This window comes from Pseudomonas lyxosi (assembly GCF_047758685.1).
Lineage (GTDB): Bacteria > Pseudomonadota > Gammaproteobacteria > Pseudomonadales > Pseudomonadaceae > Aquipseudomonas > Aquipseudomonas lyxosi.
The window spans coordinates 5885764-5911254 of the sequence record NZ_CP180481.1 but is presented as its reverse complement, the minus strand read 5'-3'; the positions used below and the strand labels follow the sequence as shown (position 1 = coordinate 5911254).

Genomic DNA, 25491 nt, shown 5'->3' with positions numbered 1-25491 from the left:
AATTACGTAAAAATATGAGCGTGACTTGTTTTTGCCACCGATGCAATCTGGTTCCAGCAAGAGCCACCGGAGACCAACAATCATGCCTATGCTGCCTCTCACACCTGCCGTAACCCTTGGCGATATCGTCGATCTCGCGCGTTATCCCATTACTGATCGGAGCAGCCCCGCTTACCGGGCGCTGGTCACTGATAGTCAATCATTGCTAGGGCAAGAAGGCGTCGCGATCTTCCCTGGTTTTGTCCGCAATGAACCGATTGCGACAATGGCGGACCAAACGCTTGCACTGCACCCACGCATGTTTCATTTCCGGGAAAACCACACGGTTTATTTCAAGCCTCAAGAGGAAAGCGTTGATTCAGGGCATCCCCTGCGGCGTTTGATGAAAACCGAAAAAGATACTGTCGCCTACGCGGATATTCCTGCCGACAACTTGATCAGGCGGATCTATGAATCGGACGAAGTGCTTTCTTTCATCAAAGATGTGTTGGGTCTGGACACGCTCTATCGCCATGCAGATCCGCTGGCCGCGCTTAACTTGCAGGGCTTTACGGTGGGGCAGCAATTGGGTTGGCACTTTGATCGGTCCGACTTCAGCGTCACGCTTTCACTCCAGGCCGCCAGCGCCGGTGGGGATTTCGAGTACGTACGCATGCTGCGCAACGAGGACGACGATTGCTATGACGCGGTCAGGCAGTTTCTGGATAACCCCGACACCCAGCAGATTGAGGTTCTGCCTCAAGTGCCCGGCACCCTGACGTTGTTTCGCGGCCGCTATTCATTGCATCGGGTAACGCCGGTGGTGGGTGACAGATTAAGACTCAACGCTGTTTTTGCTTACGTGGATCAGCCCAACGTCGAATTCAGCGCCTATGCCCGACAATTGTTTTACGGACGTACCACGGTAGAGCCTTTGAATTAAGTTACCCCATTAACAATAAAGCTATTCACTCACTCCATCGCTTCACGTGTATGCAGGCACCTGTCCACGTTAGATCTGATGGCACTCGCTCGCCTCGTTTGTGGCAAGCAAGAGCTCCCTGCCCCCAATAATGTTTCGGAGCGTCTGATCATGAAATACAAGAAGACTTTGCTGGCCTCATTACTGACCCTTGGCTTACTCGCTGGTAGCGCTTCAAGTCAGGCTGCAGGGTGGTGCGACTCAGGCAAGCCGGTGAAATTTGCCGGTCTGAATTGGGAGAGCGGAATGCTCCTCACCGACATCATGATGATCGTGCTCAAGGATGGTTACGGCTGTGAAACCGACCAGTTGGTGGGTAATACCATCATTCTTGAGACGGCACTGGCCAGCAACGACATTCAAGTATTTGGCGAAGAGTGGATGGAGCGTAGCGAGGTCTGGAAAAAAGCCGCGGCAGCCGGGAAGGTCATTGCAGTTGGCTCACCGATCATTGGTGCGGTTCAGGGTTGGTACGTGCCGCGTTACGTGGTTGAAGGGGATGCAAAACGTAATAAACCCGCTCGCGCGCCAGACCTCAAGACGGTGGCCGACCTGAGCAAGTATCCAGAAGTCTTTCGAGACTCTGAGGAGCCTGCCAAAGGGCGCTTCTACAACTGTCCCGCGGGTTGGATTTGTGAACAGGACAATACCGAGATGTTGAAGGAATACGGTCTTGAAAACACATACGTCAATTTCCGCCCGGGTACCGGCGCTGCTCTGGATGCGGCCGTATTGTCCAGCTATAAGCGCGGTGAACCGGTGTTGTTCTATTACTGGTCACCGACTCCGCTGATGGGGCAGATCGATGCAATAAGACTGGAAGAGAAACCGGGCGTCGACAAGGCCGTCATTACCAAAGTCGGTCTCTCCAAGGCTTTTCACGAGCAGGCCCCGGAGCTGGTTGCGGTGCTGGAGAAGGTCAACATCCCGATCGATCTGTTGAATCAGAATTTGGCGAGGATGACCAAGGAACGTATCGAGTCACCCAAACTGGCGCGGATGTTCCTCAAGGAACACCCGGAAGTGTGGCACGCCTGGGTCAGTGAAGCGGTCGCGAAAAAGATCGACGCAACGCTCTAGTCTGCAAGAGGGCAAGGACGCCTGTCCGTTGTAATGCCCCTCCCAGCGTGATCTGCGTAAACACAATCTCACTACTGATTTTTTGCTTCCACAAAGAGGCGGCGCCTCATTGCGCCCGGGAATTATGAATATGATCAAATCACGAGCTGCCGTAGCCTTCGCGGCGAACCAGCCCCTGCAAATTGTCGAAGTCGATGTGGCTGCACCACAAGCCGGGGAGGTGCTGGTACGCATCATTGCAACAGGTGTCTGCCATACCGATGCCTTTACCCTGTCCGGCGCCGATCCGGAAGGCATCTTCCCAGTCATTCTTGGTCACGAAGGCGGCGGTATCGTCGAGGCGGTTGGCGAGGACGTCACCTCAGTGGCGGTGGGCGATCATGTGATCCCGCTTTACACCCCGGAATGCGGCGAGTGCAAATTCTGCACGTCCGGGAAGACCAACCTCTGCCAGAAAATTCGCGCCACTCAGGGGAAAGGCTTGATGCCGGACGGCACCAGCCGTTTCTCCTACAAGGGCCAACCCATATTCCACTACATGGGCACTTCGACGTTCTCCGAGTACACGGTATTACCAGAAATCTCGCTGGCCAAAATCCCGAAGGAAGCTCCGCTAGAGAAGGTTTGCCTGCTCGGTTGCGGTGTAACGACCGGTATTGGCGCGGTGCTCAACACGGCCAAGGTGGAGGAGGGCGCCAGCGTGGCCATCTTCGGTCTGGGAGGCATCGGCCTGGCAGCCATTATCGGCGCCACCATGGCCAAGGCGGGTCGAATAATCGCGATCGATATCAACCCGGCCAAGTTCGACATCGCCAGGCAATTGGGCGCCACCGACTTCATCAATCCGAAGGATTACGACAAGCCGATCCAGGACGTAATAGTCGAGATGACCGAGGGAGGTGTGGATTACTCCTTCGAATGCATCGGCAACGTCACTCTTATGCGCGCGGCCCTGGAGTCCTGCCACAAGGGCTGGGGCGAATCAGTGATCATTGGTGTCGCCGGCGCCGGCCAGGAAATCAGTACCCGACCGTTCCAGCTGGTGACCGGACGCGTCTGGCGTGGCTCGGCTTTTGGCGGGGTGAAAGGTCGCAGTGAACTGCCGAGCTATGTCGAGAGGTCTCAGAAGGGTGAAATCCCGCTGGATACTTTTATCACTCACACCATGGGCCTAGAGGATATCAACAAGGCCTTCGACCTGATGCATGAAGGCAAAAGCATCCGCACCGTTATCCATTTCGATCGCTGACCCAACCGGCTTGGCGATGGCCGCCAGGCGATTTTCGCCTGGGCGAAACTGTAATACCCACCCACCGCGTTTCCACCAAAGAGAACAAAAAAATGACCATCTTCACTCACGTCACCGTCGGTACCAACAATCTGCAAAAAGCCCGCGATTTTTACGACAATGTGCTGGGCACATTGGGTCAAAAGCGCATCGCCGATCTGGACAACAATGGTTCGATCTGGGGTGAGAACGCCCCCTCCTTCTTCGTACTGAAACCGGCCAACGGCGCCCCTGCCAGCATAGGTAACGGTGTCACCGTCAGCTTTGAAGCGCCAGATCGAGCCGCAATTGACGCCTTCCACGCCGCAGCTCTAGCCAGCGGCGGTACCGATGAAGGTGCGCCGGGACCACGAGGCTGGGCCCCTAACGCCTATGCCGCTTACGCCCGAGACCTCGACGGTAACAAGCTGGCCGCATACTGTTTCAAGCCAGCCTAAGTTTCAGGCGAGGCTTCAACTGAGCCTCGTCATTCATCCTCATTGCCAAGTGAATCATCCATAAATTTCGTAGTCGCTTTTGAGAGCCTTGCTAGTGACCATGATCTATTGTTGCGCAACAGGCTGACTGGGTCGTTTGCTGCCAGTCACATGAAAAAACATCGCGCCCACATCATTCCCCTAACGGAACAAGCACTTGCTCTACTGGATACCATGCCTAACGAGATTGAAAATCCGGTATTGGGTAGGGCATCAGGATTGGCGGCCCAGCCAAGATGCTCGGCAGCCCCTCCATGGCAGGCTTCACAATTCGTTGAATGGGGCGCGTTGCAGTGTGGTCGTATCGACCGTATGCTCCGATTTCCGTCCGCACTTACGCTATCGAAAGAATGCTCTTTCTTCTTCGACTAAATGACCTTTGACTCCGAGTCATTGAAGTCTGGGAACGCGGCCATGGGGAAGGCTGTAGGCCTCTCACTTGAATCCAAACGTCAACTCGAGGCTTCGCATGAAGTTCACGACGATCTCTGTTGCACGCAAGCTCAAGTTTTATCAATTGGTCGTATTCGACCAGGTGCTGCAGAGCGGCTCTTTGGTTCGCGCGGCTCAGACACTGAACCTGACTCAGCCGGCGGTGACCAAGATCATCCATGAGCTGGAATCGTATTTTGATGCGCCTTTGCTAATCCGTGGCAATCGCGGGGTCACTGCTACGGAGCTTGGGGAATTGGTGGTCCGGCGGGCCAAGTCACTGCTGGCGGAATTGCGTTCGCTTACGGACGAGGTGAATGCATTTCAGGAGGGCATGTCCGGTCATGTCATGGTAGGCACGCTTATTTCGGCATCAACCTCCTTGCTACCTCGTGCCATGCAGTTGCTCAAGCAGCAAGCTCCGGGCGTTTTGGTGTCGCTGCGGGTGGGTCAGATGGATCAGCTGTTTCCGGCGCTCGCCGTGGGCGAGGTCGATCTGGTAGTGGGGCGGGTGCCCGACGATTGGTGCTGGCGCAACGAGTCGCCCTTGCTTGAGGTGGATGTGCTCTATGCTGAAGAGTTGAGCATCGTCGCCGGCGCCGATCATCCGCTTCATACCGGGGCGTCGGTCAGCCTGGCGAACCTACACGCATTCCCATGGGTGCTGCCGACCCGGGATTCGCTGTTACGCCGTACCGCCGATAAGTTGTTTTCCAACGCTGCGTTACCGACGCCAGACAACGTCGTCGAGTCGTTGTCGATCCTGACCAACATTACCCTGATGCAGGATCAGCAAACGGTAGCTCTGATGCCCTATGAAGCCTCGCAGCAATTCATCAGCGCGGGATTGCTCAAGGCCTTCGACCTGGGTGCCCCGATGCAATTTGGTGATATTGGCTGTTTTTTCTCCAACACTCGGGCTCTTGGCCCCGCTGCGCGGCTGTTCCGCGAGTGCCTTTACGAGGCGCGTGCAGAATCGGATAAGCAAAGCGAAACAGTTCCTTGATAGCTCGCAACAGGTATTCCATTTAACAATACCAGAGCTCAATATTTTGATTATTCACTAATATCTACTCTCCCTAAACTTCCTCCGAATAGTCCAGTTTCGGAGGTTGATGTGTCTGCACCCTTACAGTTGTTGCGTAATTACATCTCGGGCGAATTTGTCGCCAGCGAGCAGACCTTCCCCAATATTTCGCCCATCGATGGCCGGACCCTGAGCCAGGTCTGCGAGGCTGACAGCACTCTGGTCGAGCGCGCTGTGGCTGCAGCCAAAGCCGCACAGTCCGGGCCGTGGGCTGACTTCAGTGCGAGCCAGCGGGCGCAGATGCTGCACAAAATTGCCGATGGCATCGAGCGCCGCTTTGAAGATTTTGTCGCCGCTGAAGTGGCTGACACTGGCCGCCCGGTGCACCAGGCACGCAGCCTCGATATCGCCCGTGGTATCCATAACTTTCGAACCTTTGCCGAGCTGATCAATCAGGCCGGCAGTGAATGTTTCGAGATGCGTACGGCCGACGGCTCGGACGTGTTCAGCTTCTCGGTGCGCAAGCCCCACGGTGTGGTGGCGATCATTTCGCCGTGGAACCTGCCGATGCTGTTGATGACCTGGAAAGTTGCGCCAGCGCTGGCCTGCGGTAATTCGGTAGTGGTCAAACCATCGGAAGATTCGCCGTCCACCGCCACCCTGCTTGCCGAAGTCATGCACGAAGTTGGGCTGCCGGTGGGTGTGTTCAATCTGGTCCATGGTTTCGGCCCGAACTCGGCGGGGGAGTTTCTCACCCGCAACCCGGACGTCGATGCGATCACCTTCACCGGCGAATCACGTACCGGCGCGACCATCATGAAAGTTGCCGCTGAAGGTGTGCGCGATGTTTCCTTCGAGCTCGGCGGCAAGAACGCCGCCGTGGTATTTGCCGATTGCGATTTCGACGCGGCAGTAGCCGGCGTGCTGCGCTCCAGTTTCACCAACTCCGGGCAGGTATGCCTGTGTTCGGAACGGGTGTACGTCGAGCGGCCAATCTATGAGCGGTTTGTCGCGGCCATGAAGGTCGGCGCTGAGGCGCTCAAAATTGGTTACCCGGACGAAGACGGGGTCAATATGGGCTCGCTGATCTCGCATAAACATCGGGACAAAGTGCTTGGTTACTTCGACCTCGCCCGCGCCGAGGGTGCCACTGTGGTCAGTGGCGGCGGTGTGCCGGCTTTTGGCGATGAACGCGACAACGGGGCCTATGTGCAGCCGACGATCTGGGCCGACCTCAGCGACGATGCCCGTTGCCTGCGCGAGGAAGTATTCGGCCCGGTGTGCCACATCGCCCCATTCGACAGCGACGACGAAGTGGTGCGGCGCGTCAACGACTGTGCCTATGGTTTGGCCACCGCAGTCTGGACCCGCGATTTGAAACGCGCACATACCGTTACGCGGCGATTCCGTGTGGGCATGGTCTGGGTCAACACCTGGTTCTTGCGCGATTTGCGCACACCGTTTGGCGGCACGCGACTGTCTGGCATTGGTCGTGAAGGCGGGCGCCACTCTCTGGATTTCTACTCCGAAATCACCACCATTTGCGTCAATCCTTGAACCCCCTGGAGTCATCGACCATGCATGCAGCTCTCATCGAAGCGGCCAGTCGGCTGCGCCAGGCCGAACTCAGTGGTCAGCCTTGCGCGCCGGTGCGCGACTTGATCGCCAGCGCACTCGCCGCCGACCCGACGGCCGATCCGGTCGCCCTCGCTTATGCCGTGCAGCAGTACAACACCCAGGCCTCGATCGACGCGGGGCAGCGCCCGGTGGGTCGTAAAATCGGTCTGACTTCATGCGCCGTGCAGCAACAACTCGGGGTCAATCAACCGGACTTCGGTTTGCTGTTCGCCAGCATGTCCCGTGGCGACGACAAACCCATCGTCTGGGCTGACACCGAGCAGCCGAAAGTCGAAGCGGAAATCGCGTTAGTGCTGGAACACGACCTGTGCCACGAACGCCACACCATGGCTGACCTGATCCGCGCCACCGCGTTCGCGATACCGGCCATCGAGATCGTTGGTAGCCGCATCGCCAATTGGGACATCCGCTTGGTCGACACCATCGCCGACAACGCCTCCTCGGGGCTGTTCGTACTCGGCAGCCGTCCGGTCCAACTGCAAAAACTCGACCTGGTGCGCTGCGGCATGAGCATGACCCTGTGCGGCGAACCCGTGTCAGTCGGCGCCGGTGCGGCGTGCCTCGGCAATCCGCTCAACGCGGCACTATGGCTGGCCGACACCATGGTGCGTTTCGGTGCACCGCTACGGGCCGGCGACATTTTGCTGACTGGCGCACTCGGGCCGATGGTTGCCGCACGGCCGGGGAACGTGTTCACCGCGCATATCCAGGGCTTGGGCAGTGTTACCGCTGCCTTCGACCATCAACAGTGAGCGAGGACCGTACAGTGAACAAAAAACTTAAAGTAGCGATCATCGGCTCCGGCAACATCGGCACTGATCTGATGATCAAGATTCTGCGCAACGCCAAATACTTGGAAATGGCGGCGATGGTCGGCATCGACCCGAACTCCGATGGTCTGGCGCGTGCCCAACGCATGGGCGTGGCCACCACCCATGAAGGGGTCGAGGGCCTGACCCGCATGGACGTGTTCAAGGACATCGACTTTGTCTTCGACGCCACCTCGGCTGGTGCCCACGTGAAGAACGACGCCTTCCTGCGTTCGATCAAACCCGGCATTCGCCTGATCGACCTGACGCCCGCAGCGATCGGCCCTTACTGCGTGCCGGTGGTCAACCTGGAGCAGAACCTTGCTCAGCTCAACGTCAACATGGTCACTTGCGGTGGCCAGGCAACCATCCCGATGGTGGCGGCGGTATCGCGCGTGGCCAAGGTGCACTACGCCGAAATCGTTGCCTCGATTGCGAGCAAATCCGCCGGCCCCGGCACCCGCGCCAACATCGATGAATTCACCGAAACCACCTCCAAGGCAATTGAAGTGATCGGTGGTGCGACCAAGGGTAAGGCGATCATCGTGATGAACCCGGCCGAGCCACCGCTGATGATGCGCGACACGGTTTTCGTGCTGTCCGAAGCGGCGGACCAGGCACTGGTCGAGGCCTCGATTGTCGAGATGGCGGCGGCCGTGCAGGCCTATGTGCCGGGCTATCGTTTGAAGCAGAAAGTGCAGTTCGACGTCATCCCTGAAGACGCACCACTGAACATCCCCGGCCTCGGAAAATTCTCCGGTCTCAAGACTTCGGTATTCCTCGAAGTCGAAGGCGCCGCCCATTACCTGCCAGCCTACGCCGGCAACCTCGACATCATGACCTCCGCTGCCTTGGCCACTGCCGAGCGCATGGCGCAGTCGATGCAACAGGCCTGAGGAGAATTTCATGAACGGTAAAAAACTCTACATCTCCGACGTGACCCTGCGCGACGGTAGCCACGCGATTCGTCACCAGTACTCGCTGCAGAACGTGCAGGACATCGCCCGCGCCCTGGACAAGGCCAAGGTCGACTCGATCGAAGTCGCCCACGGCGACGGCCTGCAAGGGTCGAGCTTCAACTACGGCTTCGCCGCGCACACCGATCTGGAGTGGATCGAAGCGGCGGCTGACGTGATCAGCCACGCGAAAATCACGACGCTGTTGCTGCCTGGCATCGGCACGGTGCATGACCTTAAAGCGGCCTACAACGCCGGGGCGCGGGTGGTGCGCATCGCCACCCATTGCACCGAGGCCGACGTCTCGAAACAGCACATCGAGTACGCCCGAGAACTGGGCATGGACACCGTCGGTTTCCTGATGATGAGCCACATGATCCCGGCCGAGCAGTTGGCGGCCCAAGCAAAGCAGATGGAGAGCTACGGCGCGACGTGCGTGTACATGGCCGACTCCGGCGGCGCGATGAACATGCAGGATGTGCGGGATCGATTTCGCGCCTTCAAAGCGGTGCTCAAACCAGAAACCGAAACCGGCATGCACGCACACCACAACCTGTCGCTCGGCGTGGCCAACTCGATCACGGCGGTCGAGGAGGGCTGCGACCGCATCGATGCCAGCCTCGCCGGGATGGGGGCGGGGGCGGGCAACGCACCGCTGGAAGTGTTCATCGCCGCCGCCGAACGCTTGGGCTGGAACCACGGCACCGACCTGTACACGCTGATGGACGCCGCTGACGATATCGTCCGTCCACTGCAGGATCGCCCGGTGCGGGTCGACCGCGAAACCCTCGCCCTCGGTTATGCCGGCGTCTACTCAAGTTTCCTGCGCCACGCCGAAGTGGCTGCCAATAAGTACGGCCTCAAAGCCGTGGACATTCTGGTCGAGTTGGGCAAGCGCCGGATGGTCGGCGGCCAGGAAGACATGATCGTCGACGTCGCCCTCGACTTGCTGTCCACCCGTAAGGAGCACCGCCCATGAACACCAATATCGCGCACATCGCCAAGGCCCTTGATCAGGCCGCGCAAAAAGCTGAAGCACTGGCTCAGTTCAGTACGCACACCCCGTTTTCCCTCGACGAGGCCTACCTGATTCAGCGCGCTTCGATGCAGCATCGCTATGACGCTGGCGAACGCATGATCGGCTTGAAACTGGGCTTCACCAGTCGCGCCAAGATGATTCAAATGGGCGTTGACAGTTTGATCTGGGGATGGCTCACCGACGCCATGCTCGAAGAAGACGGAGGCTTGGTGGATCTGGGTCGTTTCATCCATCCGCGCGTCGAGCCGGAAGTGTGTTTTCTCACGCGACGGACCATCGACCGGCCGCTGACTCAACTCGAAGCCATTGACTATCTGGAAGCCGTAGCGCCGGCCATCGAGATCATCGACTCGCGGTATCAGGCTTTCAAATTCACCCTTGAAGACGTGGTTGCCGACAACTGCTCATCGTCCGGTCTGGTGGTCGGTGCGTGGTCCCGGGACTTCGCAAGCCTGGCCAACGCCGGGGTGCTGATGCGAATCAATGGTCGAGTGGTTCAGGCCGGTTCGACAGCGGCGATTCTCGGTCATCCGTTGCGCAGCCTGGTGCAGGCTTCGCAACTGCTGGCCAAGGCTGAAATCGCTTTGCCGGCCGGCAGCTTGATAATGGCCGGTGCCGCTACCGCCGCCGAGACCTTGAGCCCTGGCGCCCACGTCAGCGTCGAGATTGCTGGTTTTGGTGAATGCAGTTTCAGCGTTCCAGGCACCCAGGGAACTTGCGCATGAGCACCAACCGATCGACTGTCGTCGCTGGGAAGGCGACGCCTCGCGGACGTTTCCCGCACATCAAGCGTGCCGGTGATTTTCTCTATGTGTCGGGTACCAGTTCGCGGCGCCCGGACAACACTTTTGTCGGCGTCGAAGTGGACGGTCTCGGCACCACCTGCCTCGACATCCAAGCGCAGACCCGTGCGGTGATCGAAAACATTCGCGACATACTGAGCAGCGAAGGGGCAACTCTCAGCGACTTGGTAGAAATCAGCAGCTACCTCGTCGATATGAACGACTTCGGCAGCTACAACCAGGTTTATGCAGAGTATTTCGACGAAACCGGCCCGACCCGTACCACCGTTGCCGTGCATCAATTGCCGCACCCGCACCTGCGTATTGAAATCAAAGCTGTGGCCTATTCGCCCCTCAACCGCTAAGGACAAACAAGATGGACAAGCATCACTTCAGTCCACCCCTGAACTTCAATCGCTGGATTGAAGAACACGCTCATCTGCTCAAACCACCTGTGGGCAACCAGCAGATCTGGAAGGACGCCGACACCATAGTCACCATCGTCGGTGGCCCGAACCAGCGCACCGATTTTCATGACGATCCGGTGGAAGAGTTTTTTTACCAGTTCAAGGGCAACGCCTACCTGAACATCTGGGATCGCGGCCGCTACGAGCGCATTGATTTGCGCGAAGGCGATCTGTACTTGATGGCTCCGCACGTCATCCATTCGCCGCAACGGCCTGAACCCGGCAGTCTGTGTCTGGTGATCGAACGGGCGCGGCCGGCGGGCTTGTTCGATGCATTGCAGTGGTCCTGCGCGCGTTGCGGGACGGTGGTCAAACGCTACGAGTTGCAACTACAAAGCATTGTTAACGACCTGCCACCCGTTTATGAACAGTTTTACGCCAGCAGCGACGAAGAGCGCCGTTGCACGGGATGCGGTGAAATACACCCTGGATGCAATTACCAGACTTGGCACCGAACCCTCGAAGCAGTAACGCGTCCATGAAAATCGACATGCATTCGCACTTTTTTCCGACCATCAGCCAGGGCGAAGCGGCCCGGCTCGATCCGGCGCGTGGACCGTGGTTGCAAACCAACGGCCGCAGTGGGCAGATCATGGTTGGCGACAAACCGTTTCGCCCGGTGCACGACGTGCTATGGGACATGCAGCGGCGCATTGAGCACCTCGACGAGCAGCAACTGGACGTACAGATCATGTGTGCCACACCGGTGATGTTCGCCTACGATGCGCCCATCGAACGCGCTCTGCCCTGGGCGCAATTGATGAACGACCGCGCACTGGAAATGACCGCCGATACCTCCAAACGTCTCAAGGTGTTGGCCCAGGTGCCGCTGCAAAACATCGACGCCGCCTGCCGTGAAGCCAGCCGAGCCAAGGCTTCCGGGCACGTCGGCGTGCAGATTGGTAACCACGTTGGCAATCAGGATCTGGATAACGAAGGTTTGGTGACCTTCTTCATCCACTGTGCTGAAAACGATATCCCGGTGTTGGTTCATCCCTGGGACATGATGGGCGGTGAACGCATGCGTAAGTGGATGCTGCCATGGCTGGTGGCGATGCCGGCGGAAACTCAGCTGGGCATTCTGTCGCTGATTCTATCGGGTGCCTTCGAGCGCATTCCGACATCCTTGCGGCTGTGCTTCGCCCACGGCGGAGGCGGTTTCGCGTTCCTGCTGGGGCGCGTCGATAACGCCTGGCGGCACCGTGACATCGTCCGCGAAGATTGCCCGAACCTGCCGTCGAGCTACGTCAAACGCTTCTTTGTCGACTCGGCAGTGTTCGACCCGCGCTCACTGAAGCTACTCGTGGATGTCATGGGGAACGACCGGGTAATGCTCGGCTCCGACTCCCCCTTTCCCCTCGGCGAGCAACACATCGGTTCCGGCGTTATCGAGCATCCCGACCTGGCACAAGCCGACAAGACCCGCATCCTCGGGGGTAACGCCCAGGTCTTTTTTGGTCTGAGTTAACCGAGGCCTGGAAGCGCTGTAGCAGACTGACTACGGCGCGCCTTCGGGATTTACTCGACTCTCACCTACCGCTTTCGACAGATTCGTTCCGGTCAACTCCAATAAAACCAACAAGGAGCAGCTCATGTACGACAGAACGCAAAAACTCGCTGATATCATCAATGACAACCCCCTCTCGCGCCTGCAGATTAGGGTTCCGCTTCTGTGCTTTTTGGTCGTGCTGCTGGATGGATTCGATACCGCTGCCATCGGCTATATCGCTCCGGAATTGATCCAGAATTGGCAGATCGACCGTGCTCAACTGGCGCCTGCCTTCGGTGCGGGACTTGTCGGCATGCTGATTGGCAGCTTTTGCTTTGGCCCCTTGGCCGATAAGTATGGACGCAAGACAGTGTTGCTTATCTGCGTATTGATCTTCGCTCTGGGGACGCTGGCCTCGGCACTTTCGCCATCAATCGCAGTGCTGGCCGGGTTACGCTTCCTGACCGGTATCGGCTTGGGGGGCGTGCTGCCGAACTGCATCACCCTCAGTTCTGAGTACTCGCCCGCCCGGCGACGGATGTTGTTGGTCACTCTCAGTTATTCTGGCTTCACCTTGGGGATGGCATTGGGTGGAGGCATCGCCGGCCTGTTACTACCGGTAGTTGGATGGCAAGGTCTGTTGTTGATGGGTGGTTTAATGCCGTTGTTGCTATTGCCGGTGCTGTTTTTCGCCCTACCGGAATCGGTCTGTTTCATGGCTAACAGCCCACGCCACAGCACAGCATTACGTTGTACGGTGGAGCAGATCAGTGGACGGTCAGACTGGGAGAATGTTCGTTTCATTGGCGATGCAGTACACAGTTCAAGTCCCTCGCGGGTCTCGGCGCTTTTCGCCAAAGATCAAATTTTGCGCACCCTGATGCTCTGGCTGACATTCTTTTGCAGCCTCTTTGTGTTCTACCTGCTGACCAACTGGCTGCCTACAGTTCTGCGTGGTAGTGGCTACAACACCAGTAATGCCGCGCAAATCAGCGCAATGATTCCATTCGGCGGAGTCGTAGGCGGTATTGTCATGGCGCTTCTGATGGATCGTATCGGGCCGTGGCGCGTACTGCCGATGTTGTGCTTATGTGGAGCTCTGACCCTGGCTGTGACCGGAACTCAACTGGAAAGCGGGCCTCGCTTGTTGACCATCGTCTTTCTCGCCGGATTCAGCCTGACCGGAACGCTGAACAACCTGAGCATTCTTGCCGCAACACTTTATTCAACCCACTGCCGTGCGACCGGTGTCAGTTGGGCGCTGGGCGCTGGACGGGCCGGCGCTATCCTTGGCTCCATGCTGGGTGGCTGGATATTTACCACTGCGGGCGATCTGGAGAAATTCTTCATCTGGATCGCGCTGCCAATGCTGGTCGCCAGCTTCGCCCTGTTCGCCATGAGTAGCGTCAGGGAAGCGAAGATTGAGGCAACTCAGTTGTAGATAGTCGCCCCGTACAAGCCATCCTGCACAGGAAATCCATAACGGCCGGATTAATGGTCTGAGGTGTCGCAATTTCTCTCGAAAGCCACACCGCTGAAACCGTCCCCCACGTCATCCCCCAAGAATGTTGAGTGTTATCAGGGCGCCCGTCACCAGCGCCTGATTCCGCTGTGCCAACTCCGCCGCTCTTCACCGAGAGCGGTGTCGGGAGCGGCTTGCCCGCGCCCGGCATTTTTCCGCAATAACTACAAAAACAACGGAGAACACCATGTCCCACAACCGTCTGTCTCTCATCCTTGGCTCCTTCGCCCTTGTCGTGCTGCCCTTCGCTACCCAGGCCGCCGGCCTGATCGAGGATGCCCATGCGCGTCTGGAGGCGCGCAATATCTACTTCAATCAGGACAACCGCAGCGGCAGCGCCAATCCGTCCAGGCAGGAGGAATGGGGCCAGGGCTTCTTGTTAGACTTCACCTCCGGCTACTCCGAAGGCACCGTCGGTATTGGCGTCGATGCCCTGGGCATGCTCGGCCTGCGTCTGGACTCGGGTAAAGGCACGCACTATAACCCGCAGAGTACCAACCGTTCCGGCATGGTCTTCCCCACGGACAGTGATGGCCGCGCGGTGGACGAGTTCAGCACCCTGGGCGTGACCGCCAAGCTGCGCTTCGCCAAGACCGAGGCGCGCCTGGGTGCCCTGCGGCCGAAAATGCCGGTGCTGGTATTCAACGATGGCCGTCTGCTGCCGGAAACTTTCGAGGGTCTGCAGGTGACCTCGCGCGATCTCGATAAACTGACACTCACCGGCGGGCAGATCCAGCGGGTCAAGAGCCGCAACTCCTCGAACAACGAAGGCATGGCCATTGCCGGTGCTGGCGGCCCTGTCGGCAAGCGCAGCAACGAGTTCAACTTCGCAGGTGTCGATTACAGATTGAGCCGCGAGTTGACCCTACAGTACTACTACGGCGAACTGAAAGACTTCTACCGCCAGCATTTCATTGGCCTGGTGCACCAGTACCAACTGTCGGTGGGCAGCCTGAAAAGCGACCTGCGTGTCTTCGACAGCGGTAACTCGGGGCGCAGCGCAAGCGCAGCCGGGCGTCAGGATGGCTATCGCAGCGCCGGTTTCGGCAATGACGGTAAAGTCGACAACCGCGTGCTGTCGGGCCTGTTCACCTACGGCCTGGCCGGCCATGCCTTCGGCCTTGGCTACCAGCACATGAGCGGCAGCAGCGACTTCCCCTTCGTCAACCAGGGTGATGGTTCGGCCACCTACCTGATCACCGACCGCCAGACCGGGGCGCGCTTCCAGAAGGCCGGCGAGCGCACATGGGTGGCCCAACACACTTATGATTTCGCTCAGGTCGGCATTCCCGGCCTGACCACCCTGCTGGCCTACCAGCGCGGCGACCACATCAAGTCGGCGATTGGCGATGCCCACGAGTGGGAGCGCAACTTCTGGGTCAGCTACGCCTTCCAGGGCGAAGTGCTCAAGGGGCTCGGCGTGTCCTGGCGCAATGCCTCGCTACGCAGCACCTATGCCGCACAGCGCGACTTGGATGAGAACCGGTTGTACATTACCTATACGCTTGCGTTGCTATGACTTTTAGAACACCCAAAGCGTCGCCGCGCTCGAACCGAAGCCTGTCATGTCGCGGGTTGGGCAATTGATTAGCTCGTCACTATCATCTGCTGGCCATCCTAGTTTGCTGGCCATGCGTGGTTAGGGTTGCTGCTCGGGCGCGCGCTGGCATTGAATTCCATTGGTGGAAATTCGACTCATAGGAGCGAAAAGGTCTTTCCAAACTACACTGAAGGGGGTTGAAACCGCCCTCTGGAAAAAGACCGGTGCGCTAGCCTGTGAACCCTTATGTGAAGGGGATCACGCTGACGTAGCCGTGGCGAGGATGACCGCATGCAAAGCACTGGAGAACCAAAGCGGGCACGTGTGCTTGATCCGGTCGAGCGTGTCACGGAGGTCATCTTCGGCTTGCTCATGGCAATGACCTTCACTGGAACGATCAGTGTGGCGACGGCTGGCCAGGAGGCGGAACGTACGATGATGATCGCCGCGCTGGGTTGCAACCTCGCCTGGGGACTCGCGGACGCGGTGATGTATTTACTGCGAACCCTGATCGAGCGCACGCGCAACCGCACACTACGCACAAACCTGTGCGGTGCGACCGACGCGGCCACTGGGCAAGCGCTCATTGCTGATGCGTTACCACCGCGAATCGCAGCAGCGGCCGGCCCTGAAGAGCTGGAATCGTTGCGTCGCCGCCTGGTCGATTATTCAGCGATGCCGGCACAGCCGCGCCTCGGCTGGGATGATTTCAAGGGGGCAATCGGCGTTTTCCTGTTGGTGGTGTTATCGACATTCCCGCTTGTAGTGCCGTTTCTGTTGCTCGAGCAGACGGCGCTTGCCGTACGCGTTTCTAACTTGGTCGGGCTCGGCGTGTTGTTCCTCGCCGGTTGGGTGCTTGCGCGATACGCAGGTGCAAAACCGTGGGAAGGCGCAATTGCGTTGGCAGTCACCGGCGCTGTTCTCATCACCGCGATCATCGCGCTCGGTGGATGAGCAGACAGCAACTACGCTGTTTATCTATCAGTGACTTGTATTGGTGAGGTCTTGGTCAAGGCACAACTGGCTCTTGGGCGCTCAATAGATCAATCAGCGTGTGCGTTTGAGCTCTTCCGACATCAAGAGCGCGTTAGCTTTTAAAATGGATTTCTCCCGCTCAAGGCGAGCGATTCGAGCTTCCAGTTCCTGGATTTTCTGCTGCTCTGGCGTCAGCGCCTTGCTCTGCGGAGTAACACCCTTACGCTCCTGCTGAAGCTGATTAACCCAGCGAGGTCAAGCGGACTCAACAACTCCAGCGAGCGGCAGGTTTCGATAAGGTTGTTGCCTTGATCAAGCACGAGGCCTGTGGCCTCGCGTTTGAATTCAGCGAAAAAAGACTCTCACCTAAATGGTGTCCGGTTTCATTCGACCTCTAAAGGAAGTGCACTTTGGTTGCTTGACATAGCAAGGGTTACGTTAATTTTTGTAGAGTGGAAGTTTTTTGGCACTTTCTGTCCACTCAGTGATTTTCTCTGGGTGTGAGTCAAGATAATGAGTGATAGCCCCATCGGTGTTTGAAGTTTCGTGAGACTCGGCCATAATTCCCTGCAAGTCGGCAAGGGGGATTTTGTAGTTTTGAAGGAAATTCGCTGCTCGAGGGAAATCGTCACCGAACCCTTTGCGAGAAAGGGCATGTACGCCTTCAGCACCACCTAAAGAGCCCTTTGGATCTTCCAAATAGCGTAGATTCCATTTTCCGAACATCCAATGAGGGGTCCAGGCTGTTGCAACGATCCAGTCTTTTTTAAGAATAGCTCGATCCATCGCGATAGTCATTGCAGTTGCACTGCTAGCGGAGAGTTTGTAATCGACCAGGTTGTAATTTTTTATCGTTTCTTCGGACTTCCGCATTAGGCCTGCGCCAGGGTCAATGCCTTGTATTGTTCCTTTAAATTTCTTTGCGACTTCGGGGCTTTCCAAATCGGCGATTGTTCTTACCTCGTTAATCGGCACATAGTCTGGCACCACCCATCCAAGCTTCCCTCCATAGATTATACCTAGATCATCAACACTGTTTTTGTACTTGTCCCAATAAGCAGCTTGGGTATTAGGGAGCCACGCCATGAGCATGGCATCGAGCTTTTTAGTTGAGATGCTTTGATATTGCACGCCGAGTGCTAGCAGTGAGAGTTTTACTTTATAATCGAGTTGTTGTTCTAGAATTTTCTTGGCCATATTCGTAACGATTTCAGAGTCTGGCTCTGAAATAAAACTCAATCGCAAGGTTTGATCTTCCCTGGATTCAGACTCCGTCGCTTGAACGCCTAATGACATTAAGGGTACAACCGCCAACGTCGCACACCTGAATACATACATAAAATCAAGCTTCATTTTAATCATCCTATTATTTTTAGATTTTTGGTGGTGTATGGAAGATCAATTTACGCCAGCGCAAACTCTTGGAGTTCCTGAGTTCAGAGAAGATCTTAATTAAGCGGCTACCTATGCGTGCACGGGGAGGACTTCCCACGGTGCTATCCAGTCACCTGCAACTCGCAACGCTATCTTTGCATCATCTTCAATGAGCCGGCAGACACTCATTTCACCGGAACGCTCACCGTAACGCTGCTTCGCTTCTTCGAAGCGCGCATGAGTTGCGCGGGTAAGTTCGCAGCGTGTTCCGGTTTCATTTAACAATTCTTCTATGAGACCAAGATCTTTCAGACACAGCGCAAGCGGGAAGGATGGGTCGTAGTGGCCGGCAAATATCGACGGTACATCGTGTTGCATTACGAAACTATCGGCGGCCCCGCCCTTCATTGCTTCCCACCATACATCTGGCTCCAAACCTGCAACCTTTGCGGCCACCATAGCTTCGCCTATAGCGGCAGCATGGATTTTCCAAAGCTGATTGTTAACCAGCTTAGCGACGTAACCGTTGCCGTAGCGGCCAACTTTTCGAATTACACCCATGGCTTCAAGAACAGGGCGCGTTTTTTCGATATGAGCATCCTGCCCACCTACAAACAAAATCATGTCACCACGTATGGAAGAATCAACTGACCCAGTAACGGGTGCATCAATAGGAAATCCACCCCGCGCGACGAACTCGTCGGCAAGCTTGCGCATCATAAACGGACTGCTGGTTGTCAGGTCGATCCAGTATTTACCAGTAATATCGGCTTCAAAAAAACCGCCGGTACCACGTACAACTTGATCAATTTGCACGGGTCCGAAGACCATGCTAACTACGATATCTACATTCTCAATCACTTCTCGAGGGCTATCAGCCAAAACAGCACCATTGGCTAACAAAGACTCTGCTACTTCCCTGCGCAGGTCATATACAACCAAGTCAAAACCTAGAGCCTGAATGTTCCGAGCCGCGGGAAGTCCCATTGTTCCTAAACCAACAAATCCAATTTTCATAATATTTCTCGTTTTTATTGATGGGGCGATTTGTACCTGCGAGTAACATAAAATGCTTGTTGGCTATAAACAAATGAAATATTATTATGGCGTCAATCATGAAACGTGATGATGCGAGGTAAGCAATTGAAAAACCTTGATTTGAACCTGCTCCAGGCTTTTTTAGCCATTGTTGACAGTGGAGGCTTCACGCGTGCCGCTCATGTCCTATGCCGTACTCAGTCGGCAGTAAGCATGCAGCTGCGAAAGCTTGAAGAACAGATGGGTAAACCGTTGATTCAACGGGATAACCGTCAAATAAGATTGACGGAAGACGGCGAGATACTTCTCGGTTATGCGCGTCGTATGATCCATCTAAATGAAAGTGCCTTTGCGGCCGTTGGAAAGCCATTCACCGAGGGGCACCTCAGACTAGGCATACCTGATGATTACGCTCAGTTTTTTTTACCTTCTGTATTGACGCGTTTTGCACATGCTTACCCACGAGTGCAGCTTGAAGTAACCGGGGCTTTGAGTGGGGAGCTACTTGACCTACTTGAGGCAGGAGATCTTGACGTGGCTCTGATCACGCGACAGCCAAATAGAAGCTGCGGAAAGATTTTGCGCAAAGAACAGTTAGTCTGGGTAGGCTCGCGCCAACATATGGCACAGAGCATGGAGCCAGTTCCGCTGGCGTTTTTCCCCGAAGGGTGTGTGTTCCGTGAGCATGCCATAGCTGCTCTTAATGCCCAGGGACGGCCTTGGCGAATTGCCTATTCCAGTCGGAGCTTTGCTGGAGGAACAATCGCTGTAAACGGAGGTTTAGCAGTGACTGTAATGGCTCAGAGCATGGTGCCGGTTGAGTGGCGGATCCTCGGGGTCGAGGATGATTTTCCTCAATTGCCCGAGATCGAGATCGTTTTGCATCGAGCACCGAGCAAGCTACCATCAGCCACAACGCTGTTAGAGGAACAGTTGATTGAAAGCGTCCAGACAGTTTTCAATTCAGCTTTCCGACAAAGTAGCTATCTGACACGAGCTTAGTAAAGCGCTGACTTCCTAAGCGTCAGCCTCGATGAAGCAATATTGCGCATATCGGCTTCCTGGCTGATTTTGGCCCGCCGATAGTGAACAGCCTTATCCAGCTCTTCATCGCTCCGATAGGTGTGGCCAGCTCGTAATTGTCCGACTCCATCTGTTTCATCCCGTAGGGTTCCAGGCATGCTCGACGTTTCCCGGGCTCGCTTTCTGCCGCGCAAGAACTTGCTATTGTTTTCGACAACCAGGCGCAGTACGACAGTGGCGACCCGTTCGGCATCGACCTATCCCGGCTGCCAATGAGCGTCCGCATCGCGGCCTACATGACCTATGCGCTCCACAATGATGCAGAGGTTGCGTACACAACGCTGACTCTCAGTTCGGCCACGCAACTCAGAAAATCGCTGCGATCGATCAGGTTCTTGGTGTCACGGATGGTGCCGCGTTATTGAGCAGGTTTAACGTCGAGGCCTAAAGTTATTCCGGATAGCGCCCGAATGACCGGAAACAAGCGCTCAGCGATGTCTACAAAACTATGAATCTGACCTATGGAGTCGGCAGTGATCCAGTCGCGGTATACGCTGGAAAAGACATCATTGACTCGGTCGGTGGGTGTTCGTAGGTTGAGGACAACACGGCATCGAGTCGATCACCCAACAGATTCCAGGCGCGTTTCTTCTCTTCGGCATAATCGTGATGCAGGTAGTGGCGCCTCACTCGGGAGCCGGCCAGCACATGGTTTTGGCAGCGATCGATAACATCCAGGCTGACACCCAAAGCCTGCATCATGGTCGCGCCGGTACGACGTAGATCATGCGGTGTCCAGTCGCCATTTTGGCCGTCGGCAAGGACCAGCGTATCGTCGTGACGCCGTCTTGAGAGGGCCTTGCGGTTTTTGAACCGGGCCTGGCGATCGCCGACCTGTTTACTCACCACTTTCACGTCCACATGCCCATCATCCTGCTTGTTCGGAAAGCACCACTGGGAATCTCCCGTCAGGGTCTTGAGTTCCTGAAAGAAATGCAGGGCGAAGGGCAAGAGGAAGACATGGTGGTCCTGTTTCTTGCCGCGTGTGCCTTTGACGTTTTCACTGGGGAGGAACCACGTCTGCAGGTCCAGATCGACATTTTTCCATTCGGCCTGCAGTAACTCGCCAATCCGGCACAGCGTACCCAGGCTGATCCAGAGCGCGAGTTGGGTTTCTTTCTTTAACGGTCGAATGCCCTCGTACTTTTGACCGGCGGGGAGGGCGTTGTAATCGGCGGTCATTCGCTGGAAGCGGTTGTGCAGTTCCAACAGCTCCGCCGGCGAAAGGATGCGGCTTCTTTCTGCCTCGTAGTCGCAGGGATCAGTGGGGTGATGTCGACCAGTTCCGTTGGATCGCCCTCGACTAATAGGGCACGCCAGGGCTGGCATTTTCTGGCCCAGCCGAACATCTGAGTGAGGTCGGCGAAGAAACTGATGGCTTGCCGGTGAGCGCCGCGGCTGAGGACCGCTCGGATCAGCGCCCGAATATCGTGCTCGGACACACTACTGACTGACGTCTTGCCGAGTGCCGGATAAAGGTCCTTGTTAAAACGGCGCTGCAGCTCGGCATTGCCGTCTTTACGCGCCACACCATCCAACAGCCAGGCCTTGGCCAGATCCTGGACGGTCAGTGTTTGCACCTTCCTGATCTTTTCCTGTTCGGCCTCTGCGTTCGTTGCGGCATGCGCCTGTGCCTTGGCGGTTTTCTTGTGTTTGTTGGGATTGATTTGCTCATCAATGAGCGCCCGGGCCTGGTTGCGTGCCTTGCGGATGTCCGTCAGGGATTTGCGCGGCCAGGACTCCGCAGGAGTACTCTCTGTTCTGGTCTCCCCACTGATACCGATAGAAAAAACTGACCGACACACCGTTCTTACGGACTGAGATTCGACCGGCGAGATTGCCATCCTCCCTGAGGATTCGGCCGGCATCATTGGCGGTCAGCGACTCGAGTTCATTGATGGTGATTTTGGCCATAAAATGGACTCCCCCTACTTTTCCCCCCACAAAAACGTCGGCTCTTGATGGACGTTACTGGACTCTCGTAGAGCAGAGCACCGCTGGAGCTCAAGTAAATACTAGCTTGGAAAAATCCAGAGTAAAATTTTGGAAGCTTTCAAGAAGTATGAAAAAGGAGATGGGGTGCTAGGGGTCGAGTGTTCGAATCACTCCGTCCCGACCATATAATTCAAGGGGTTGCGAGATTTTATCTCGCGACCCTTTTTTATTTTGAATCGTTTTTACCCCTACAAAACCACTGGCTCTGGCTGGAATCTCAGTGGATATCAAGGAGCTGGTTGGTGTTCTGTCGCACTATCAGCGCACCAATAGAGGCCTGTACCTGCTTTATTTGAGTCGGCGATATTGCCTATAGCGGTTTAGGCGTTCATTGAACCGGTGATGAATAACCTCCATTTCCGCGTTTAACATTCGTCGAATGGTTATTGATGAACTACGTTCGCTGGGCATTGATAAAGTCTATAAATGCCCTCAGAGGCGAGGGCAGATAGCGTCTACCAGGGTAATAGAGAAACGGCCCGGTAAAGCTCTGCCACCATGGTTCCAGCACCGGTTCAAGTGCCCCACTGTCCAGATGGGGCTGAAGCCAGTCCTCAAACAGGTAGACGATACCCAGTCCATCAATCGCAGCCTGAACAGTCAGGTCCACGGCGCCTCCCACCCTGACAATCAACGGCCCGGTCGGGTCCACGCTAACGGTTTCGCCATGACGTTCGTACTCCCAGAGCGGCATCGCGCCACTGGGAAATCTGCCCCGCAGGCATGCGTGTTTCAACAGATCTCGTGGGTGCTCTGGTCGACCTCTGGCATCAAGATAAGCCGGTGATGCGGCCGTCGCGAAGCGTTGAAATCGTGGGCCGATGGGGACCGCAATCATATCCTGCTCAAGACGTTCATCGTAACGAATACCTGCGTCACAACCTGCCGCAAGCATGTCGACGAAGCTCTCTTCGATCATCACTTCCAGGCTGATGTCGGGATAGGTTTGCAGGAAGGGGGTAATGATCGACGGCAGCACAAGTCTTGCGGCGCTGGCAGGAACATTCAGCTTGAGGGTGCCTGAGGGGCGGTCGCGGAAGTCGTTCACCACATCAAGAGCGGACTCGACTTCGCCCAATGCGGGCACGATGCGTTCCATCAGCCTTGCGCCAGCTTCAGTCGGAGCCACGCTCCGGGTGGTGCGATTGAGCAGCCTCACACCTAGCCTGGCTTCCAGGCGTCGCACGGCGTCACTGAGGCTTGAAGCGGATTTACCGCAGGACTTGGCTCCTTCGCGGAAGCCTCCTGCGTTGACCACTGCTACAAAGGCCAGCAAGTCTTGAATGTTGGTTTGCATTGTTCTCTCAGCCGTACAACCTGTGCCGATTGCACCCTATTACCAATGAAGTGGTCAATGCCTATAGTTCGCCACACATACTCTGATTGAGGTAGACAAAATGAGCAAAGTGGCCAAAGCAGGTTCGTTCTTATTGGGCGATCGGGCGGTAAATCGTATGGGCTACGGTGCGATGCAATTGGCGGGACCTAACGTTTTTGGCCCTCCCAAGGATCCGAAAGCGGCCATTGCCGTGCTGCGTGAAGCGCTGGCGTCGGGTGTAAACCACATTGATACCGCAGATTTTTACGGCCCTCACGTGACCAACCAACTGATCCGCGAAGCTTTACACCCTTACGCTGAAAACCTGGTGATCGTGACAAAGGTCGGCGCACTCCGCGGTTCTGATGGCTCTTGGAATCCAGCGCAGAGCCCCGCTGAATTGACCCAGGCCGTGCATGACAACCTGCGCAATCTTGGTGTGGACGTACTGGATGTGGTGAACCTTAGGGCAATGGGCAACCAGCAATCGCCCGCCGAGGGGTCCATCGAGGAATCATTTACCACACTTGTAGAATTACAACGCCAGGGGCTCATTCGCCACTTGGGCGTAAGCAATGTCACGCCATCGCAGGTCAAGCAAGCGCAGGGGATCGCTGACATCGTCTGCGTGCAGAATCACTACAATCTGTCTCATCGTGAAGACGAGACACTTATTTCTGAGTTGGGTCAGCAGGGCATTGCTTATGTGCCGTTCTTTCCTCTAGGTGGTTTCACGCCGTTGCAGTCGCAAGTACTCTCGAACGTAGCGACGCGCATGGGAGCTTCACCTCTGTGCGTGGCGCTGGCGTGGCTGCTGCAACGTGCTCCTAATATCTTGTTGATTCCTGGTACTTCCTCGGTGGCACACCTTCGAGAGAATCTCACCGCGAGTGAATTGGTCATCGCGCCTGACATGCTGGCCGAGTTGGAGGCGCTGGGATAGCGGACGGCGAGTCCAAGGCTGATTAGTTGGAGCTTTTACTAAGCAGCCCAGTAAGCGCCAGCGAATGGCTCGCGATCGCCGTGAGACATTACGCTGACTGACGTCTAATCCAGTATTTTGCTCATAGTGCCTATCGGGATTGCGCCATGGTCGGATAGTCCGTGTAACCGCGATCCTCACCTTGGTAGAACGTCGTCGGGTCGGCTTCGTTCAGGGCGCTATTGTGTTTGAATCGCTCTACCAAATCCGGGTTGGCCAGGAACCCGGTGCCAAACGACACCAGATCAGCAGCACCTAAGCTCAGCGCCGTTCCGGCTCGCTCTGCGTCATAGCCACCATTGGCGATGTAGGTGCCACCGAAACGACGCTTTAGTTCTCCGAAATCGAATGGCCCTGCACCAAGTTCAACCACGTGAAGGTAGGCCAACCCATAGCGACTGAGCATCTTCGCCGCGAAGTTGAAAGTCGCTTGGGGATCGCTGTCGCTCATGGAGAAATAATTGAAGATTGGCGACAGGCGAACGCCTACGCGGCTGGCCCCGAAGACCTCAATGACGGACTCGACTACCTCCTTGAGAAATCGAGCGCGATTCTCTACAGGTCCGCCGTAGGTATCGGTTCGGGTATTGGTGCCATCGCGCAGGAACTGGTCGATCAAATAACCGTTCGCACCATGGATTTCAACGCCGTCGAATCCAGCGCGTTTTGCGTTTTCAGCACCTTGGCGAAAATCAGCGATCACGCCGGGAATCTCATCGAGCTCCAGAGCCCGTGGCAATTCGTAAGACTTCAGTCCCTCAGGCGTATAAATCTCGCCATCAGCCTTGATCGCTGAAGGTGCTACTGGCAGGGCGCTGTTGATCTGCACCAATGGATGTGAGAGCCGTCCGACATGCCAGAGTTGCAGGAATATCCGTCCACCTTCTGCATGAACAGCGTCGGTTACTTGTCTCCAGCCGGCGATTTGTTCGGAGGTGAAGATGCCCGGCGTTCTCATATAGCCTTTGCCTTGTGCCGAGACCTGAGAACCCTCGGTGATGATGAGGCCGGCACCGGCACGTTGCCGGTAATACTCAACCACGGTGGGCGTCGGAGCATCACCTTCACCGGCGCGGCTTCGCGTCAAAGGCGCCATGACCATGTGGTTTTTCAGAGGGAGGGAGCCGATTTGTGCAGGGGACAAAAGCAGGTCGAGATTGCTCGTGGTCATGATGTATCTCAGTAGGTTGAGGATTAATAATTCGGGATTGGCGGGATGT

At 56.4% G+C, this 25491-nt stretch carries 22 protein-coding genes and 2 pseudogenes; 18 read left to right on the top strand and 6 right to left on the bottom strand.

All coding sequences use genetic code 11. The features are described 5' to 3' along the window. Positions 1–82 precede the first annotated feature (82 nt). From ACMXYI_RS27110 to ACMXYI_RS27035, 16 genes are all read left to right on the top strand, one after another. A complete protein-coding gene (locus ACMXYI_RS27110) occupies positions 83–922 on the top strand; it encodes a HalD/BesD family halogenase (protein ID WP_415770018.1) in 840 nt (279 codons plus the stop codon). A gap of 150 nt (positions 923–1072) precedes the next feature. Beyond that, a complete protein-coding gene (locus ACMXYI_RS27105; RefSeq protein ID WP_415773986.1) occupies positions 1073–2041 on the top strand; it encodes an ABC transporter substrate-binding protein in 969 nt (322 codons plus the stop codon). 130 nt (positions 2042–2171) lie between these two features. After that, positions 2172–3290, top strand: coding sequence for an S-(hydroxymethyl)glutathione dehydrogenase/class III alcohol dehydrogenase (locus tag ACMXYI_RS27100; RefSeq protein WP_415770017.1), 1119 nt, complete (start codon positions 2172–2174; stop codon positions 3288–3290). Between the two features lie 92 nt (positions 3291–3382). Then, the gene (locus ACMXYI_RS27095) at positions 3383–3766 is read left to right on the top strand and encodes a VOC family protein (RefSeq protein WP_415770015.1); all 384 of its coding nucleotides are present in this window, start codon (positions 3383–3385) and stop codon (positions 3764–3766) included. A 508-nt stretch (positions 3767–4274) separates the two neighbouring features. Continuing rightward, positions 4275–5243, top strand: coding sequence for a LysR substrate-binding domain-containing protein (locus tag ACMXYI_RS27090; RefSeq protein WP_415770013.1), 969 nt, complete (start codon positions 4275–4277; stop codon positions 5241–5243). A 111-nt stretch (positions 5244–5354) separates the two neighbouring features. Next, on the top strand, positions 5355–6821 hold the full coding sequence (locus ACMXYI_RS27085) for a 2-hydroxymuconic semialdehyde dehydrogenase (protein ID WP_415770011.1): 1467 nt from the start codon (positions 5355–5357) through the stop codon (positions 6819–6821). Between the two features lie 20 nt (positions 6822–6841). Beyond that, positions 6842–7654 (top strand): fumarylacetoacetate hydrolase family protein, encoded by an 813-nt coding sequence (locus tag ACMXYI_RS27080; protein ID WP_415770009.1) that lies wholly within the window; start codon positions 6842–6844, stop codon positions 7652–7654. A gap of 14 nt (positions 7655–7668) precedes the next feature. Beyond that, the gene (locus ACMXYI_RS27075; RefSeq protein WP_415770007.1) at positions 7669–8607 is read left to right on the top strand and encodes an acetaldehyde dehydrogenase (acetylating); all 939 of its coding nucleotides are present in this window, start codon (positions 7669–7671) and stop codon (positions 8605–8607) included. 10 nt (positions 8608–8617) lie between these two features. Beyond that, positions 8618–9646: a 4-hydroxy-2-oxovalerate aldolase gene (dmpG, locus tag ACMXYI_RS27070; protein WP_415770005.1), complete on the top strand. Its 1029-nt coding sequence runs from the start codon at positions 8618–8620 to the stop codon at positions 9644–9646. Continuing rightward, positions 9643–10431, top strand: a complete 789-nt coding sequence (locus ACMXYI_RS27065; protein WP_415770003.1) for a 2-keto-4-pentenoate hydratase — start codon at positions 9643–9645, stop codon at positions 10429–10431. Before dmpG ends, ACMXYI_RS27065 begins: the two co-directional genes overlap by 4 nt. Beyond that, positions 10428–10853 carry a RidA family protein gene (locus ACMXYI_RS27060; protein WP_415770002.1) on the top strand — a complete coding sequence of 142 codons (426 nt, stop codon included), beginning with the start codon at positions 10428–10430 and terminating at the stop codon, positions 10851–10853. The genes ACMXYI_RS27065 and ACMXYI_RS27060 overlap by 4 nt, the downstream gene beginning before the upstream one ends. An 11-nt stretch (positions 10854–10864) precedes the next feature. Continuing rightward, on the top strand, positions 10865–11437 hold the full coding sequence (locus ACMXYI_RS27055; protein ID WP_415770000.1) for a 3-hydroxyanthranilate 3,4-dioxygenase: 573 nt from the start codon (positions 10865–10867) through the stop codon (positions 11435–11437). An 8-nt stretch (positions 11438–11445) separates the two neighbouring features. After that, entirely contained in the window at positions 11446–12423 is a 978-nt protein-coding gene (locus ACMXYI_RS27050; protein WP_415769998.1) for an amidohydrolase family protein, read from the top strand. Positions 12424–12547: 124 nt separating this feature from the next. Beyond that, positions 12548–13885 (top strand): MFS transporter, encoded by a 1338-nt coding sequence (locus tag ACMXYI_RS27045; RefSeq protein WP_415769996.1) that lies wholly within the window; start codon positions 12548–12550, stop codon positions 13883–13885. A gap of 268 nt (positions 13886–14153) precedes the next feature. Next, on the top strand, positions 14154–15485 hold the full coding sequence (locus ACMXYI_RS27040) for an OprD family porin (protein WP_415769994.1): 1332 nt from the start codon (positions 14154–14156) through the stop codon (positions 15483–15485). A gap of 312 nt (positions 15486–15797) precedes the next feature. After that, the gene (locus ACMXYI_RS27035) at positions 15798–16460 is read left to right on the top strand and encodes a hypothetical protein (protein WP_415769992.1); all 663 of its coding nucleotides are present in this window, start codon (positions 15798–15800) and stop codon (positions 16458–16460) included. Between the two features lie 64 nt (positions 16461–16524). Here ACMXYI_RS27035 and ACMXYI_RS27030 read toward each other — a convergent pair. From ACMXYI_RS27030 to ACMXYI_RS27020, 3 genes and pseudogenes are all read right to left on the bottom strand, one after another. Continuing rightward, positions 16525–16801, bottom strand: a pseudogene (locus tag ACMXYI_RS27030) (transposase); the annotation flags it as partial. A 118-nt stretch (positions 16802–16919) separates the two neighbouring features. Further along, positions 16920–17834: a glycine betaine ABC transporter substrate-binding protein gene (locus tag ACMXYI_RS27025; RefSeq protein ID WP_415769990.1), complete on the bottom strand. Its 915-nt coding sequence runs from the start codon at positions 17832–17834 to the stop codon at positions 16920–16922. Between the two features lie 111 nt (positions 17835–17945). Then, positions 17946–18872 carry an NAD(P)-dependent oxidoreductase gene (locus ACMXYI_RS27020; protein WP_415769988.1) on the bottom strand — a complete coding sequence of 309 codons (927 nt, stop codon included), beginning with the start codon at positions 18870–18872 and terminating at the stop codon, positions 17946–17948. 108 nt (positions 18873–18980) lie between these two features. On the opposite strand from ACMXYI_RS27020, the gene ACMXYI_RS27015 reads away from it, so the two are divergent. Next, entirely contained in the window at positions 18981–19895 is a 915-nt protein-coding gene (locus ACMXYI_RS27015; RefSeq protein WP_415769986.1) for a LysR substrate-binding domain-containing protein, read from the top strand. A 540-nt stretch (positions 19896–20435) separates the two neighbouring features. Here the strand turns inward: ACMXYI_RS27015 and ACMXYI_RS27010 are convergent. Continuing rightward, a pseudogene (locus ACMXYI_RS27010) lies at positions 20436–21890 on the bottom strand (tyrosine-type recombinase/integrase). Between the two features lie 475 nt (positions 21891–22365). Further along, positions 22366–23268 carry a LysR family transcriptional regulator gene (locus ACMXYI_RS27005; protein WP_415769984.1) on the bottom strand — a complete coding sequence of 301 codons (903 nt, stop codon included), beginning with the start codon at positions 23266–23268 and terminating at the stop codon, positions 22366–22368. A gap of 100 nt (positions 23269–23368) precedes the next feature. Between ACMXYI_RS27005 and ACMXYI_RS27000 the strand changes: the two genes are divergently transcribed. After that, positions 23369–24232: an aldo/keto reductase family oxidoreductase gene (locus ACMXYI_RS27000; protein ID WP_415769983.1), complete on the top strand. Its 864-nt coding sequence runs from the start codon at positions 23369–23371 to the stop codon at positions 24230–24232. A gap of 130 nt (positions 24233–24362) precedes the next feature. On the opposite strand, the gene ACMXYI_RS26995 is transcribed toward ACMXYI_RS27000, so the two are convergent. Then, a complete protein-coding gene (locus ACMXYI_RS26995; protein ID WP_415773985.1) occupies positions 24363–25442 on the bottom strand; it encodes an alkene reductase in 1080 nt (359 codons plus the stop codon). Positions 25443–25491: the final 49 nt, after the last annotated feature.